Genomic DNA, 14,750 nt, shown 5'->3' on the forward strand with positions numbered 1-14,750 from the left:
CTGTCTCGAGTGGTGTCATGCATCAATTCAAGGGCGCGTTTTTGTTCTGGTGTCAGATGAATTTTCATGGTCGCAAGCATGATCGGATTAGGATAAAAAATCAAGCATCTTCAATGACGATTGGTATATATCAGAAATATGGTATAGTACGCCCCCTGATTTTCCCTATCCGTCGGAATGTTATGTCTTATCAATGTCCTTTATGTCACACACCTTTACTGTTTACTCACCACCAATGGCGTTGCGAGAATAATCACCAATTTGATTGTGCAAAAGAAGGGTATGTCAATTTACTGCCCGTTCAGCATAAACGCTCAAAAGAGCCTGGGGATAGTGTGGAGATGATGCAAGCGAGAAGGGCATTTTTGCACTCAGGCCATTATCAGGCTCTGCGACAAAAAACGGTTGAGTTGCTTGGTGAATATTTACCAGAAGGCGCCAAAACTTTGCTGGATATTGGTTGTGGTGAAGGTTATTACACCGCTGCTGTTCAGGAACAGCTCAATCTTCAGCGGAAATTGACCGTGTTTGGATTGGATGTGGCGAAAGTCGCAATTCGCTATGGTGCCAGGCGTTATCCCGATGTTAATTTCTGCGTAGCATCTAGCCACAGGTTGCCATTTGCGGACAGTTCGCTGGATGGTATTTTGCGGATTTACGCTCCCTGCAAAGCGGCAGAATTGGCCAGGGTAATGAAAACAGAGGGGATCGTCCTGACAGTAACACCAGGGCCTCGTCATTTGTATCAATTGAAAGAGCTTATTTATCAGGAAGTGCATTTACATCCTGAAAATCAGGAACAATGGGGAGAATTTGAATTAATTGCAACCGAAACGTTGGCCTATACCATGTCATTAAATGGTGAACAAGCACATAATTTATTGCAGATGACCCCTTTTGCCTGGCGAGCATCAGAAGAAGTTAAAACACATTTGATATCGAGAGAACAGTTTGCTTGTGAAGCAGATTTTACATTAAAAGTATATCGACGTATTTGATAATAAGATGATTGCTGTCATCTTATAACCCCTGGAAGTATGGTGACAAGGGAACAAATCTCCGGAATATAACGAACTATACCAATCTAACTTCAAGATGCGTATATATATCCGGAGTAAATTGAGTTAATAAAACGACAACGTGAAAAACGTTAAATAATAGCCTTATTCCGCATACCAGAATAATTTAAGATGCTCGAATAATATATTGAAGCCAATGGCAATTAAGACCAATCCCCCAACCAACTCGGCTCTTTTACCCAATAGCGGGCCAATATAACGACCAATTAACATGCCTAATGTGGCCATAATCATAGTCATCAGGCCAATTGTCATGGCTGTGTGGAGAATATCAACCTGTAAGAAGGCAAGGCCGACACCTATTGCCATAGCATCCAGACTGGTTGCAATTGCAGTGAGAACCAATGCCGCTGAACTATGGCGTTGAGGGGTAGCTTGACAAGAAGTTTCAGGTTCACGTTTGAAGCTATCAATTATCATGCGGCAGCCAAGGAGCAGGAGCAAGAAAAAGGCAATCCAATGATCCCATTCCATAATATATTGGCTGGCATACAGGCCCAATGACCAACCGATTAAAGGCGTACAGGCTTCGACCAAACCAAAGATGATACCAGTGCGGATGGCCTCACGAAAATGAGGGCGGTGAAGGGCGGCACCTTTTCCTACAGCAGCGGCAAAAGCATCCATGGAAAGGGCAAGCGCGAGAATAAGTGTTGCATAGAGATTCATCAAAATAGCCTCGGTTGGGTGATTCCATACACACACAACACACCCCCAACCAACGGCGCTGTTATGTGTCTATGGTCTTGCCAACCGATTTATCCCCGTATCTTTCAAGCTGCGACTTTGTTAATCGTCACTTGAAATATAACGGGAATATAAAAACCTGGATGTTATTAGGTTCTTTAGGTATTCGTACCACGTTTTATTTTAAACGAGTATGTTGATACGAATTTTCCAGAGATTTTCTGGAACAGGCTACTCCCCAATGACTGCGACGGACAATATCATATTAAGAATAAAAGGCAAAAAATATTTTGCCACAATTTAAATATGAAAATGATAATGCTTATCGTTATCTGTATCTGTTTTAGGAGGGAAATAAGACCAATATGAATTATTGATCTTATTTAATCGAATCTGCCAATTGCAATCATCTGTTGTTAACCAGAAATTGATAAATTTTTTCTAAGTCATCCAGTTTTGTGACGGATACATATATTTTATTTTGCCCTAAATCCATCATCAGAATGCCGTCTTCAGATAAATTCATTGCGTTAATGCTTTCATAAGAAAAGAAACGGTTGGCATAATAAAAACCCTGTTTTTTGAATATTAGTTTTGGTGAGCGAATATAACCTAAATACAATGTCACCAGGATGATAAAAGTTAATAAATAGGTCGTGAACTGACTGCCATGTGATGTGACATTATTGTAAATAATAATAGCAATCAAAATGATAAATATCAGCGCATCAAGCCGCTGTTTTCTTTTGAGTTTGATATTTAACAGCGTTTTTCCTTTGAGCTGATTGATAATAAATTCATCATAAATCGCAAAAGCGAGCATTAATACAATTAAAACTATTAGAATAATATCATTCAAACTCATTTTTAATCTCTATTTTCTCACAAAGAAAGGGGAGGCAAAACCTCCCCCGAATATTCAAGTCATGCAGGAATATCAGCTCTAACCGAGGAAACCAAAACGGAAACCGACAATCCCCAGCACGAAAAAGCCGACGATAATCCATAACGGATTGACTTTCTTCCGCAGTAGCCACATACAGCCAAATGTTAACAACAATGGCATGAGGCCAGGCATTAACTGGTCAAGGATGGTTTGAACAGTAGTCACTTTCATCTCACCCGTGATTGGATCAGGCACTTCAGAAACCACGAGCGGAATATTTACTTTGGTCCATTTGTTGACGAGGGCACCCATGACAAACAAGCCGAGAATGGACGCGCCTTCCGTCATTTTCTGCAAGAAGCCACCTCCCATATCTTTAACGATATCTAACCCTTTTTTGTAGCCATAAGCGACACCCAAGTAACGGGTAAGTAATCGCACTAAATTAAACAGGATGAAAAACAGAACAGGGCCTAACAGACTACCACTCATGGCAATACCTGCTCCCAGAGCGGCAAATACCGGACGAACAGTTCCCCAGAAAATAGGATCACCAACCCCCGCTAAAGGCCCCATCAAACCCACTTTGATACCGTTGATAGCCCCGTCATCAATGTTGGCTCCATTGGCCCGTTGCTCTTCCATTGCCATAGTGACACCCAGGATAGGTGCTGCAACATAAGGATGGGTATTAAAAAATTCCATATGTCGTTTGAGAGCTTGCTTCCTTTCTTCAGTATTCTCCGGGTACAGACGACGAATGGCAGGTATCATCGAAAAACAGAAACCGAGTGCCTGCATCCGTTCAAAGTTCCACGACCCTTGAAATAGGTTAGAGCGGAGGAATACACCACGAATATCGCTTTGTGTCAGCTTCTTCTGACCCATATTTGTTGCTTCTGACATGTTGTTCATCCTCTTAATCTAATTCGTTATCAAGGTCGTTTGGCGTATTGCCAGCAGAAGCGGCTGCCTGTGATTGATTATATTTAGGGCTAAGCTGGATATACAGGATTGCCATAACAATACCAATCACACCCAATGCCACAAGGTTGAAGTTAGTGAAGGCTGCCGTAACGAAACCAAGGTAGAAGAACGGCATCAGATAACCTGCGCGCATCATGTTAATCACCATTGCATAACCGACAACCACGATCATACCACCGGCGATATTCAGGCCGCTGGTGACCACTTGTGGAATGGAGTTCAACATATGCTGAACTTCAGATGTTCCTACTGATATTGCAACGATCAGGGCCGGGATGGCGATTCGCATAGCTTGAAGCAGCAAAGCTGAAATGTGAATGACGCTAATTGCACGAAGATTACCGTTTTCTGCGGCTTTATCGGCTGCATGTTGGAAACCCACAGTCAAGGTACGGACGATGATAGTCAGAACCTGGCCTGCTGCTGCCAGTGGAATAGCCAGTGCGATACCGGCACCGACATCTTGCCCACCGGCGATAACCAGGATGGTTGAAATGATGGAAGCTAATGCTGCATCGGGGGCGACTGCTGCACCGATATTCATCCAGCCAAGGGCGATCATTTCCAGTGTACCGCCGATGATAATGCCGGTTTTCATATCGCCAAGCACTAAGCCGACTAATGTACAAGCAACTAATGGACGGTGGAATTGAAATTCATCGAGAATTGACTCCATGCCTGCAATACAGGCAACGATGAATATCAACACAAGTTGAACAACGGTAATTTCCATTGTTTTTCTCCTGTAACCAAATGTAATTTGGTAAGAATTTTGTTATTGACTAATGGTTAATAAAATGACATCTGTTCTGATGGTTAAACTTTTTTCAGCAGATCCATCATGTTCAAACGGGTATCACTGGCAACTTTACGGGCTTCAAGTTCTATGCCGCGTGAGTTCAGTTTTTCAAAGGCTTCAATGTCTGTTTTATCAACGGAAATCGCGTTGTTGATTTGGGTTTTTCCTTGGCGGAAAGCCATGCCACCGATGTTGATGGATTCGATAGCGACGCCACCTTCGACAATACGCAGAACATCTGTTGGATTGGTAAAGAGCAACATGACGCGTTCGTTAGCATATTTGGGGTTGTTATAAACCCGAACGCACTTAGCAACATCTATGACATGTGCGCTAACGCCGGGAGGTGCAACTTGTTTCAACAAGGTAGAACGAACCGTATCCTGGGCAACTTCATCACTGACGACAATGATACGTTTGACGTTAGTTTCTTTAGTCCAACGAGTAGCAACCTGGCCGTGGATAAGGCGATCATCAATACGCGCGAGGGCAATCTTCATATGGCCGCCCGCAGAGGTTGTTGAAGCTGAAACAGCGGAAACAGGTGCAGCGGGTTGTTTTACGGGTTCAGGTTTGGCTGGCTCTTCATCTTGTTTTGCTTTAAGGGCTCGAATGCCTTCTTTGCCGGTTTCCAATGCAACAGCAACCAGCTCTTCCATCGTTGGATCATCGTCACGGCACATGAAAGCTTCAACCAGCATCGGAACATTGACACCTGTGACGATTTCGTAGTTGTCTTTATCAACCACGATGCGGTTTGCGGCATTGAATGGGCTGCCACCCCAGGTATCGACGAAAAACAGTATGCCTTGTTCTGTATCAAGCGATTCCAGCTTTTGGTTGTATTTCTCGAATAACGTATCAGCATTTTCACCGGGCACAAAGTCGATATAAGAAACATTTTCCTGCTCCCCAATCAACATCTCTGTGGTACGAAGCAGCTGTTCCGCCGCAGCCCCGTGTGTGCCAATCATAATGGCTATACTCACTTGTTTTCCCCTTTCTATAACAATTGCACTCAGACTACTGCAAATTCATACTCAATATTTCTAATGTATTTAACTTCCTATCAATCAATAGGATAGTCGTGAACATAAAACTGTCATGGTTTTATATTTTGTTACATAAGTAAATATATAGTTAGAATATCATTTGCTGCCTTCAAGAAAGTTGCTATCAGTCAGAAAAATTAAGATAGACTATTTTGATAGGTTAAAACAATATTTTATTCCACAATATAAGAATAATTTTTTAAAAAATTCTGATTATTTCTTATGGTTTAGTGTTTTCTTTTGTTTCCGGTAACATTTTCTTAATTTTATTATAAAAAAATTGTGATGTTTTTACCGTAGAATGGAAAATAATGTACTTTAGTAACTCGTTTCAGCCAAAAAAATATCCCTGCCAACTGGCAGGGATACGATTTCAGCTAAAATTTAAATGTAGAAAAAGGAGGCGATAATATCGTTTCTGTCTAATGAGTGAGCAATGCTTACATTAGTCACACTGAACTTTTATCGCCAAACCACCGCGTGAAGTTTCACGGTATTTTGCGTTCATATCTTTGCCTGTTTCGTACATAGTCTCAATAACTTTATCGAGAGAAACACGAGGTTCACTGGTACGGCGAAGTGCCATACGGGCAGCATTGATCGCTTTAACGGAAGCAATAGCATTGCGTTCAATGCAAGGAACTTGCACCTGGCCTGCAACCGGATCACACGTCAAACCAAGGTTATGCTCCATGCCAATCTCTGCTGCGATGCAAACCTGTTCAGGGCTTGCGCCAAATAATTCGGCAATGCCGGCTGCTGCCATCGAGCAAGCTACCCCAACTTCACCCTGGCAGCCAACTTCAGCACCAGAAATAGAGGCATTCATCTTATATAAGATACCAATGGCACCCGCAGCCAGGAAATAGCGGGTGTATAGTTCCGCTGTCACAGGCTCAATGCAATGGTTGTAGTAGGCCAAAACAGCAGGAACAATACCACACGCGCCATTGGTTGGGGCGGTAACAACACGGCCACCCGCTGCATTTTCTTCATTGACGGCCAATGCAAACATGTTGATTAAATCAACAACATTCATTGGGTCATTAGACAATTTGTTTGATGATGTCAGCATACGCTGCAATGCGGCGGCACGGCGAGGAACACGCAATGGGCCAGGCAAAACCCCTTCTGTATTCAGGCCACGCTCAATACAAGCTTGCATAGTTGCCCATACGTCTGCGAAATACTCAGCAATTTCTTCTTTGCTGTGTAAATCCAATTCATTTTTCATCATCAAGCCAGAAACAGACAAGCCGGTTTTATTACAGTTCATCAACAGCTCAGCCGCAGAGCTGTAAGGGTAAGAAACCGGTTTGGAATCCTGGGATGGCTTGCCAAAGTGTTCTTCATCAACAATAAAACCACCACCGATGGAGTAGTAGGTTTTGCTGTAAACCTTTTCGTCACCTGCAAATGCATGAATTTGCATGCCGTTTTCGTGCAGTGATAAGTTATCGCTACGGAAGTTCATACCGCCATCGCGAGGAAAATCGACTTCGTGTAAACCATTTGCCAGCGGCAAACGTTCAGTTTGCTCAACATCACGAATAAAACCTGGAATTGAATCAATATCAACAGTTGCGGGCATGTTACCTGCCAGGCCCATGATGATAGCGATATCCGTATGGTGACCTTTCCCGGTTAATGAAAGTGAGCCGTATACATCGACAGCTACACGCGTGATAGAGGACATTACTCCTTGGTTTACAAGATCATCGACAAATTGTTTGCCTGCTTTCATAGGACCAACAGTATGAGAGCTGGATGGGCCAATACCCACCTTAAACATGTCGAAAACGCTAATCACGCCAGACTCCTTTAAAGAAGAAAGAAATATAGTTATTTATATAAAGCGCGCTACTTTACTGTTATTTGGTAGTGTTGATAAAGGAGTTTACAGTTTTTTTTTAATTATAATAGCAATTGATATGATTATGGATAAGTAATGCACAGTTTTGTGGTGTTTTAGAACGTTTTTTGTACTTGCTGGGCTAAGCGATAAATAATAGCGGCGGTTAATCCCCAAATCATATGCTCTTGGTGCCAATAAAAATAGACTCGGCGCTGTTGATTACGGCGTTTTATATCCAGATACCGATAATGGGGAAGGGAAAGTGCCTCAAGCAGCGGGATTTCAAAAATGTTTGCGACTTCTGCGGGATTGGTGCGAAAAGAGATGGGTTCGGCAATAAGCCCAATTACCGGCGTGACACGATAACCGCCAATGCTATCCAAGGGGGCTAATTGCCCCAGTATTTGTACCTTATCTTGCGGTAGGCTGACTTCTTCTTCTGCCTCACGCAACGCGGTGGCAATCAGAGATGCGTCTTCAGGATCTGCCGCTCCGCCCGGAAAAGCAATTTGCCCGGCGTGGGAGCGGAGGCTTGCGGAGCGTTGGGTGAATAACAGCGTTGGTTCTGGCTTACATATAATCGGTAATAATACCGCCGCATTCCGTTGGTTGCTGGCTAAATATGCTGGTTTTGCAGGAAGCTGCAATTGAAACCGATGAATGAAGTCAGAGAGCGATGTCATGATAGAGCGAGTTCCCCTAATTGAGGTAAGATCCGTCCAAGTTTATCAAATGTTTCCTGATATTCTTTTTCAGCGATGCTATCTGCGACGATACCACCACCGGCCCAACAGTAAATTTTTCCTTTTTCTGTCAGTAAGGTACGAATAGTAATATTGCTGTCCATTGTACCGCAGAAACTAATATAGCCAACAGCACCACAATATCCATGTCTGCGATGTGGTTCCAGTTCTTCAATGATTTCCATGGCTCGAATTTTAGGGGCACCCGTAATTGATCCGCCTGGAAAACAGGCGCGCAGTAAATCTGTAGCATGATATGTGTCAGGCAGGGTTGCTGTGATGGTGCTGACCAGATGGTGTACGGCCGGAAACGGTTCAACCACAAATAATTCAGGGACTTTGACCGAGCCTGGCGTGGCAACTCGCCCAATGTCATTTCTCAACAGATCAACAATCATCAGGTTTTCCGCACGATCTTTGCGTGAGTTTGCCAATTTTTCTGCTTGTAATTGATCCTCTGCGGGGGCTTGCAATCGGGGCCGTGTTCCTTTTATTGGGCGCGTCTGAATGTGGTGATCTTTCAAAAGGATAAAACGTTCAGGTGAAACGCTGATAATGCAGTGCTCAGGCAAGCGGATAAAGGCAGAAAAGGGAGCCTGGTTGCTTTCATTGAGCTGGATAAATGCCTGCCATTCATCTCCCTTATAATTAGCATGGAACCGTTGGGATAAATTAACTTGATAGCAATCCCCTTCTCGCAGGTAGCGGTGGATATGAGCAATTTTTTCGTGGTATTGCTGTGCTGTCATATTGGATTGCCACGGACTTGTCAGGGAAAATCCTTCTTTCCTGTGTTCTCGCTGAGACTCTAACCATGTCAGCCGTTCGTCAATATTGTGGTAGCTCAGTAATGTCACCTTCTGTAACTGATGATCAATAATTAATCCCCAATCGTAGATCCCTATAGCCATATCAGGAAAGCTCAGTTCATGGGTGGCTAATTCAGGTAATTTTTCGATACGTCGTCCGAGATCGTATCCCCATATCCCTAATGCTCCTCCTTGAAAAGGGAGGTCCGGATCAAATTGAGCCTCAATATCCCAGGCGTGAAGATGGTTTTTTAATAGCTGGAAGGGATCTTCTTTGGAAAGAGAAACCTGACCATTGCAATGAATTTCGGTAGAAGCTCCTTGAGTGACAAGGGTTGTTACAGGTTCGGCGACAATAATATCAAATCGATTATGCGGATGTTCGGCGGTTCCAGAATGTAACAGCATGGCCCAGGGTAATGCAGACAGAGGGGCGAAATAGTGAATGGCGAGATCAGGAGAATACGGTAATTGTCGTTTTTGTAATGCAATTTTCATGGCGGAATCAATATTGGTGTTGAGCAATCCACAAGGAATAACATATTAATCCACGGAGATTATCACACAATCTTGCTCCTGACTTGAGATAAAACAGGCTATAATCGCCGTTTGCCATTAAGTGCTATGTTTTGTTTGAGGTTATAACGATGTTTTCAGGTATGCCAGCATTATCCCATGAAGAGCAACAAGCGGCCGTAGAGAGGATCCACCAGCTTATTTCCGAAGGAATGGGCAGCGGAGAAGCCATTGCTATTGTTGCTCAGGAATTACGCGAAAAGCACCGAAACCATGAGCAGATCCCTGTTTTATTTGAAGATGATGAAGACTAGTTGCAACGCATTTTTAACAAAACTCACATAATTGCTTTCTACGACATGTTAATTTATCGCAACTTTTAATCCATACTGTTTGAATGGTAATAGGAGGGTAACATGAAAGAAAGTCAATTTATTCGTCGTATTAGTTTATTGAGTGCGGGTGTTCTGTTGTCTGTTTCGTTTATTGCCAGCGCTGCTGATAATGAGCGTGTGGCGAAGTTTATTTCTTGTAAAAATTTAACCAAAGATCAAGTGGCAGCGCAGGTTAAACAAGATTTTTTACAAAATCGTATTAATCGTTGGGATAAAGACAGAAAGCAATTAGGCACGGCAAAACCGATTGCGTGGGTAAATGTCAATGATATTACGGGTGATAAGGACGCATTGCAGGTTCCGTTAATCGTCCGCGGTACGAAAAAAGATAAAAGTTACAATGTCATCATTGATTGTCAACAAGAAACGATCAGTTATGGTGAAATAAAGTAAATAATTTGTCATGCTATCTTTTCTTTAAATATGTACGGGATACTGGAGAGTATCCCGTTTTGTTTAAACACTGAGAGGGCTTTATGACGGAACAACGGAAACTCTATCCCGCTTATGATGCATATCAAACAGGGTATCTGGATACGGGAGATGGGCACCAAATTTATTGGGAATTGTGCGGTAATCCAAAAGGTAAACCCGCGGTATTCATACATGGTGGCCCTGGTGGTGGGATAGCAAACTATCATCGTCAGTTATTCGATCCTGAACGCTATCATATTATGTTATTTGATCAGCGTGGCTGTGGGCGTTCTAAACCCCATGCTAGCTTGGAAAATAATACAACATGGCATTTGATAGCGGATCTTGAACGGCTGCGCCATCTTATGGGCGTTGAAAAGTGGTTGGTTTTTGGTGGCTCATGGGGATCAACGCTGTCTTTGGCCTATGCTGAAAAACACCCGCATAGCGTGTCAGAATTAGTGCTAAGAGGGATTTTCTTGCTCCGTCCACAAGAGTTGCACTGGTATTATCAAGAAGGCGCTTCTCACTTTTTCCCGGAAAAATGGGAACGGACCTTGTCGATCCTGTCAGAAGAAGAGCGTAAAGATGTCATCGCCGCCTATAACAAACGGCTGACCAGTGAAGATTTGCAAGTCCGGTTGGAAGCGGCCCGTTTATGGAGTCTTTGGGAAGGCGAAACGGTAACACTGCTGCCTTCTGCAAGTTCAGCGACTTTTGCCGAAGATAATTTTGCTTTGGCGTTTGCACGCATTGAAAACCATTACTTTATCAATCATGGTTTTATGGATGAAACTCAGCAATTACTGGATCATATTGATGTGATCAGACATATCCCTGCGGTGATTATCCATGGTCGCTATGATATGGCATGTCAGATACAGAATGCATGGGATTTGGCAAAAGCGTGGCCGGAAGCAGAATTGCACATTGTGGAAGGTGCTGGCCATTCTTTTGATGAAGCCGGTATTTTACACCAACTTATTAAAGCGACTGATAAATTTGTTGGAAAATAAATTAGCTGGAATAAGATAACCACCAGAAAAGTGGTGGTTATCTTTGCTCATCGCATTCCCTTAGCGGTTTTTAGGCTCATAAGGCAGGCGTGACAGTACTCTTGATTGCTGGCGATAGTGCTGTAAACGTTGTTGGAAATATTCCCGCAGATGGGCTGGTTGTGATTGTTCAACCGTGTCAGGAATAACAGGCATGTTATAACGTTCTTTGAAAGCAACACCGGATGCTGCTAAATCAACATTGACTTTATCCATCTCATCTTTAGATAATTTGGCTAAGTTATGTTCCATTTTGGCCTCTCTGAAAACTCATTTTAACTTTCTCTAATAGAAAATTAATCGACTCTTTTTTGTTTAGCAAGTTGCAATCCGCAAGACGAGGCGGGGAAATATAACACGCATCTTGAAGTTGGATTGATATAATAAACATAAATAATATCAATTCTCATTTTTATTAAAAATGTTTTTTTTGAATAAAAAACTAATCAAATAAAACTGATTCTTATTTCCTGATATTTAATGAGATTTATTCTTGTTGGGATTGATAAATAAATTGTTATTTATCAATCAATTATGTGTTTTTATTTTGTTTTTGTATTATGTGATTTTAATTGGCATAATACGCCAAATTTAATAAATTATTAGGAGAGTTGGCCGATGTTAAAACAAGAAATGATCAAAAAATTAAATGAGCAATTAAATCTGGAGTTTTATTCTGCGAATTTATATCTGCAAATGAGTGCATGGTGTAGTGATAAGGGATATGAAGGCGCAGCAGCGTTTTTAAAGACTCACTCACAGGAAGAAATGCAACATATGCAACGCTTGTTTGATTATTTGGGTGACACGGGTTCAATGCCTGTATTAGGCGCTATTCAGGCTCCTCCTGTAGAGTTCAAGTCTATCTCTGATGTATTTAATCAGACTTATGAGCATGAAAAACTGATCACAGAAGAGATTAATAAGCTTGCCCATGTAGCGATGACGACACAAGATTACTCTACTTTTAATTTCTTGCAGTGGTATGTTGCTGAACAGCATGAAGAAGAGAAATTGTTCAAATCCATTCTGGACAAATTGGATATGGTGGGTGAAGGCGGAAAAGCGCTGTTCCTGCTGGATAAAGAGCTTAAGGGATTGTCTATGGCACCGGCACACGCCTGATATTCAATTTGATTGTTTTTCTACCGTAACACCCGTTTCTTTGCGTATTTTTTCATGCATTATGAAACTGGGGTTACGGCTCTTCCTTTTTTATCTCCATGATCTCCATTTTTTGCGTAGTGTCTCACAGGTCAGGACATTACTCGTCAATTACCGCAGATTAAACAGATTTTTTGGTATAGAATCTCCCTTCAAGCATAAAAATTCATCTACATATTAAAGGGTTATCTATATGTTTATTCTTAACCTCCGCTCATTCTGGACCAAATTATCGGCGCTTGTGGTTCTGTTTGTCGGCATATCTTGTCAGCAGGCTTTGGCCCATGCACATTTGAAAGATCAGACTCCCGCAGAAAATACAACGGTTGAAGCTGCTCCACAAACTATCACCTTGAACTTCTCAGAACGTATTGAACTGGGATTTAGTAAGGTAAAATTGATTGGTCCAGAAAAAGCTGTAGTTAAAACAGGTAAGTTGGAACTCGATCCTGAAACCAAAACCAAGTTAATCCTGCCAGTTGAAGGTAAACTTACTGCGGGAAAATACAATGTTGACTGGAGTGTACTCTCTGTCGATGGTCATAAAACCAAAGGCGTTTATAGTTTTACCGTAAGATAATGATCTCTCTAGAGGCGCTATACATATTCTGCCGTTTCTCTCATTTTGTGGTCGTCATGTTGATGTTCGGCCTTAGCTTATTCACCGTAATTGTTTCCGGGCATTTTTCGATCCTAATGGGAGAACGGTTAAAAATTGGAGTATTAATCAGCACCGTGCTGGCTTTGATAACTTCAATTATCTGGTTTATTGTGCAGACTGGATTAATGGGGGATGGCTGGCACGATATTTATGCTCTGGATATTTGGCTGGCAGTCTTGGGAACCTCTTTTGGGCAAGTCTGGAGATGGCAGTTATTAATAGCTGTACTGGCCGTGGGGGGATTGTTCCTTTCCAATATTAAGGTCAGAAATTTCCTGTTGTTAGGTTGCTCGATTATTTTACTTTCAAGCCATGCTTTCATTGGACATGCAGCTATGTATGAAGGAAGCATAGGGCTATTACTTCAAGCCAATCAGGTTATCCATTTACTCAGTGCAGGTTACTGGTTTGGCGGATTGTGGCCATTCGTAGTGTGTCTGCAATTCTTGCGATTACGGCCACCAGCAGAAACAAACTTATCGCCTAATGCGACTGACTTATATGCAGATAGTGTAATAGCCATGCGGAAATTCTCTCTTTATGGGCATTTTGCCGTGTTTCTGGTGATTGTGACAGGTATTGTGAGTAGTGTGATTCTTATTCCAGATTGGCCCATTTTCAGTCGGGATCTGTCAGAATACCAATCCATGTTATGGTTAAAAATAGTGCTGGTTATTGGAATGGTTCTTTTGGCTTTGATTAACCGCTATATTCTCGTTCCCAAATTAAAGCAGAAAAGGAGCTATCAGCAATTGATAATCAATAGCTGGTTGGAAATTATTCTGGGTACAACGGCACTGTTATGCGTAGCGATTTTTGCAACGCAACCGCCTGCGTAATGTTTGGTGCAGATCTGGGTACATAAACAGGAAAATTAACGATAAAATCGCGGCACGTATCTATCAGGGGAAAGATAATGAAACGACTATTTTGGGCTTTGCCTCTTTTGCTTCTCTCTTTTCAGGGAGTGGCTGCACCAATAAAAACCATTAGTAAGCTACAGTTTGGCAAACAGTGGGCATTTACTCGCGAAGAGGTCATGCTTGATTGTCGGGCAGATGGCGCGTTGTTTGTGATAAACCCCAGCACGTTGATGCAATATCCGTTGAATGATCGCGCAACACAACTGATGCAAGCTAATAAAGTGATTGCATCATCACTAGAGACAATCCTCTTAAATGACCCCGATCATCCCAATCAAAAAATGAGTGTTGAACCTTTCCAGAAAGCGGCATTGGCTCTATGTGACCATCCATCCCACCGATAATGGTTAAAATTTGGTAAATCATTGTATGTCAACTACGCTTTAAGTCGTAAGTTGTTCTACGTCTCAATAGCAACTTTTAGCGCAAGGCTCTTTAATAGAGCTATTTTCCCTGGGCCGAGTAGAGGAGTAAACTCGGCCTTTTTTTGCGTGTGCTTAAAGTCACAAGACACGATCCTGATCCTGGTGCAAGTCACGTTAGTTTTTAAATAAGCTGTGATATCTCCCTAAATTTTATCAGTGAATACTGGTAAAAATAATTAAAGAAAATTTAAATTCAGGAAGAGAGACGGTATTCTGAAAGAAAATTTAAATCATAGTGGCAGATTATGCTTAGAAATAGTCTGTTAAATATGGTAAAAATTTTGCGTGAAATAATTGTTT

General features: G+C 42.1%; 17 protein-coding genes and 1 riboswitch. Of the genes, 8 read left to right on the plus strand and 9 right to left on the minus strand.

What is annotated here, in order from left to right; translation table 11 throughout:
- Positions 1-182 precede the first annotated feature (182 nt).
- On the plus strand, positions 183-998 hold the full coding sequence (rlmA, locus tag IQ211_RS04650; protein WP_189759220.1) for a 23S rRNA (guanine(745)-N(1))-methyltransferase: 816 nt from the start codon (positions 183-185) through the stop codon (positions 996-998).
- A gap of 165 nt (positions 999-1,163) precedes the next feature.
- On the opposite strand, the gene mntP is transcribed toward rlmA, so the two are convergent.
- From mntP to pabB, 8 genes are all read right to left on the minus strand, one after another.
- Positions 1,164-1,748 carry a manganese efflux pump MntP gene (mntP, locus tag IQ211_RS04655; RefSeq protein ID WP_189759217.1) on the minus strand — a complete coding sequence of 195 codons (585 nt, stop codon included), beginning with the start codon at positions 1,746-1,748 and terminating at the stop codon, positions 1,164-1,166.
- Positions 1,749-1,877: 129 nt separating this feature from the next.
- A riboswitch (yybP-ykoY riboswitch) is annotated at positions 1,878-2,020 on the minus strand.
- A gap of 152 nt (positions 2,021-2,172) precedes the next feature.
- Positions 2,173-2,631 carry a DUF986 family protein gene (locus IQ211_RS04660; RefSeq protein WP_189759216.1) on the minus strand — a complete coding sequence of 153 codons (459 nt, stop codon included), beginning with the start codon at positions 2,629-2,631 and terminating at the stop codon, positions 2,173-2,175.
- A gap of 78 nt (positions 2,632-2,709) precedes the next feature.
- Positions 2,710-3,558, minus strand: coding sequence for a PTS mannose transporter subunit IID (locus tag IQ211_RS04665; protein ID WP_189759215.1), 849 nt, complete (start codon positions 3,556-3,558; stop codon positions 2,710-2,712).
- Positions 3,559-3,571: 13 nt separating this feature from the next.
- Positions 3,572-4,372, minus strand: a complete 801-nt coding sequence (locus tag IQ211_RS04670) for a PTS mannose/fructose/sorbose transporter subunit IIC (RefSeq protein WP_189759214.1) — start codon at positions 4,370-4,372, stop codon at positions 3,572-3,574.
- Positions 4,373-4,455: 83 nt separating this feature from the next.
- Positions 4,456-5,427 (minus strand): PTS mannose transporter subunit IIAB, encoded by a 972-nt coding sequence (gene manX / locus IQ211_RS04675; RefSeq protein ID WP_189759213.1) that lies wholly within the window; start codon positions 5,425-5,427, stop codon positions 4,456-4,458.
- Between the two features lie 508 nt (positions 5,428-5,935).
- Complete coding sequence (locus tag IQ211_RS04680; protein WP_189759212.1) at positions 5,936-7,300, minus strand: L-serine ammonia-lyase; 1,365 nt, start codon at positions 7,298-7,300, stop codon at positions 5,936-5,938.
- A 158-nt stretch (positions 7,301-7,458) separates the two neighbouring features.
- Positions 7,459-8,028 carry a CoA pyrophosphatase gene (locus tag IQ211_RS04685; RefSeq protein ID WP_189759211.1) on the minus strand — a complete coding sequence of 190 codons (570 nt, stop codon included), beginning with the start codon at positions 8,026-8,028 and terminating at the stop codon, positions 7,459-7,461.
- On the minus strand, positions 8,025-9,395 hold the full coding sequence (gene pabB / locus IQ211_RS04690; protein WP_189759210.1) for an aminodeoxychorismate synthase component 1: 1,371 nt from the start codon (positions 9,393-9,395) through the stop codon (positions 8,025-8,027). The genes IQ211_RS04685 and pabB overlap by 4 nt, the downstream gene beginning before the upstream one ends.
- A gap of 149 nt (positions 9,396-9,544) precedes the next feature.
- On the opposite strand from pabB, the gene IQ211_RS04695 reads away from it, so the two are divergent.
- From IQ211_RS04695 to pip, 3 genes are all read left to right on the plus strand, one after another.
- A complete protein-coding gene (locus IQ211_RS04695) occupies positions 9,545-9,727 on the plus strand; it encodes a YoaH family protein (protein WP_189759209.1) in 183 nt (60 codons plus the stop codon).
- Between the two features lie 102 nt (positions 9,728-9,829).
- Entirely contained in the window at positions 9,830-10,201 is a 372-nt protein-coding gene (gene yebF / locus IQ211_RS04700) for a protein YebF (RefSeq protein WP_189759208.1), read from the plus strand.
- A gap of 83 nt (positions 10,202-10,284) precedes the next feature.
- Complete coding sequence (pip, locus tag IQ211_RS04705) at positions 10,285-11,238, plus strand: prolyl aminopeptidase (RefSeq protein ID WP_189759207.1); 954 nt, start codon at positions 10,285-10,287, stop codon at positions 11,236-11,238.
- Positions 11,239-11,298: 60 nt separating this feature from the next.
- Here pip and IQ211_RS04710 read toward each other — a convergent pair whose 3' ends face one another.
- Positions 11,299-11,529: a DNA polymerase III subunit theta gene (locus IQ211_RS04710; protein ID WP_189759206.1), complete on the minus strand. Its 231-nt coding sequence runs from the start codon at positions 11,527-11,529 to the stop codon at positions 11,299-11,301.
- A gap of 366 nt (positions 11,530-11,895) precedes the next feature.
- Between IQ211_RS04710 and ftnA the strand changes: the two genes are divergently transcribed.
- The 4 genes from ftnA to IQ211_RS04730 all read left to right on the plus strand — a co-directional run bounded on the left by ftnA (position 11,896) and on the right by IQ211_RS04730 (position 14,369).
- A complete protein-coding gene (ftnA, locus tag IQ211_RS04715; protein ID WP_189759205.1) occupies positions 11,896-12,402 on the plus strand; it encodes a non-heme ferritin in 507 nt (168 codons plus the stop codon).
- A 232-nt stretch (positions 12,403-12,634) separates the two neighbouring features.
- On the plus strand, positions 12,635-13,021 hold the full coding sequence (gene copC, locus IQ211_RS04720; protein WP_189759204.1) for a copper homeostasis periplasmic binding protein CopC: 387 nt from the start codon (positions 12,635-12,637) through the stop codon (positions 13,019-13,021).
- On the plus strand, positions 13,021-13,941 hold the full coding sequence (gene copD / locus IQ211_RS04725) for a copper homeostasis membrane protein CopD (protein WP_189759203.1): 921 nt from the start codon (positions 13,021-13,023) through the stop codon (positions 13,939-13,941). Before copC ends, copD begins: the two co-directional genes overlap by 1 nt.
- A gap of 77 nt (positions 13,942-14,018) precedes the next feature.
- Positions 14,019-14,369 carry a YebY family protein gene (locus tag IQ211_RS04730; protein ID WP_189759202.1) on the plus strand — a complete coding sequence of 117 codons (351 nt, stop codon included), beginning with the start codon at positions 14,019-14,021 and terminating at the stop codon, positions 14,367-14,369.
- Positions 14,370-14,750: the final 381 nt, after the last annotated feature.

Source organism: Xenorhabdus griffiniae (genome assembly GCF_015163655.1).
Classification (GTDB): Bacteria; Pseudomonadota; Gammaproteobacteria; order Enterobacterales; family Enterobacteriaceae; genus Xenorhabdus; species Xenorhabdus griffiniae.

What these genes read in the sequence shown, in the direction of transcription:
- IQ211_RS04730 (WP_189759202.1), top strand. Translation starts at nt 14,019, where the DNA reads ATGAAACGACTATTTTGGGCTTTGCCTCTTTTGCTTCTCTCTTTTCAG.
- copC (WP_189759204.1), top strand. Translation starts at nt 12,635, where the DNA reads ATGTTTATTCTTAACCTCCGCTCATTCTGGACCAAATTATCGGCGCTT.
- IQ211_RS04660 (WP_189759216.1), bottom strand. Translation starts at nt 2,631, where the DNA reads ATGAGTTTGAATGATATTATTCTAATAGTTTTAATTGTATTAATGCTC.
- mntP (WP_189759217.1), bottom strand. Translation starts at nt 1,748, where the DNA reads ATGAATCTCTATGCAACACTTATTCTCGCGCTTGCCCTTTCCATGGAT.
- IQ211_RS04685 (WP_189759211.1), bottom strand. Translation starts at nt 8,028, where the DNA reads ATGACATCGCTCTCTGACTTCATTCATCGGTTTCAATTGCAGCTTCCT.
- IQ211_RS04710 (WP_189759206.1), bottom strand. Translation starts at nt 11,529, where the DNA reads ATGGAACATAACTTAGCCAAATTATCTAAAGATGAGATGGATAAAGTC.
- pip (WP_189759207.1), top strand. Translation starts at nt 10,285, where the DNA reads ATGACGGAACAACGGAAACTCTATCCCGCTTATGATGCATATCAAACA.
- yebF (WP_189759208.1), top strand. Translation starts at nt 9,830, where the DNA reads ATGAAAGAAAGTCAATTTATTCGTCGTATTAGTTTATTGAGTGCGGGT.
- IQ211_RS04665 (WP_189759215.1), bottom strand. Translation starts at nt 3,558, where the DNA reads ATGTCAGAAGCAACAAATATGGGTCAGAAGAAGCTGACACAAAGCGAT.
- copD (WP_189759203.1), top strand. Translation starts at nt 13,021, where the DNA reads ATGATCTCTCTAGAGGCGCTATACATATTCTGCCGTTTCTCTCATTTT.
- IQ211_RS04670 (WP_189759214.1), bottom strand. Translation starts at nt 4,372, where the DNA reads ATGGAAATTACCGTTGTTCAACTTGTGTTGATATTCATCGTTGCCTGT.
- pabB (WP_189759210.1), bottom strand. Translation starts at nt 9,395, where the DNA reads ATGAAAATTGCATTACAAAAACGACAATTACCGTATTCTCCTGATCTC.
- ftnA (WP_189759205.1), top strand. Translation starts at nt 11,896, where the DNA reads ATGTTAAAACAAGAAATGATCAAAAAATTAAATGAGCAATTAAATCTG.
- rlmA (WP_189759220.1), top strand. Translation starts at nt 183, where the DNA reads ATGTCTTATCAATGTCCTTTATGTCACACACCTTTACTGTTTACTCAC.
- IQ211_RS04695 (WP_189759209.1), top strand. Translation starts at nt 9,545, where the DNA reads ATGTTTTCAGGTATGCCAGCATTATCCCATGAAGAGCAACAAGCGGCC.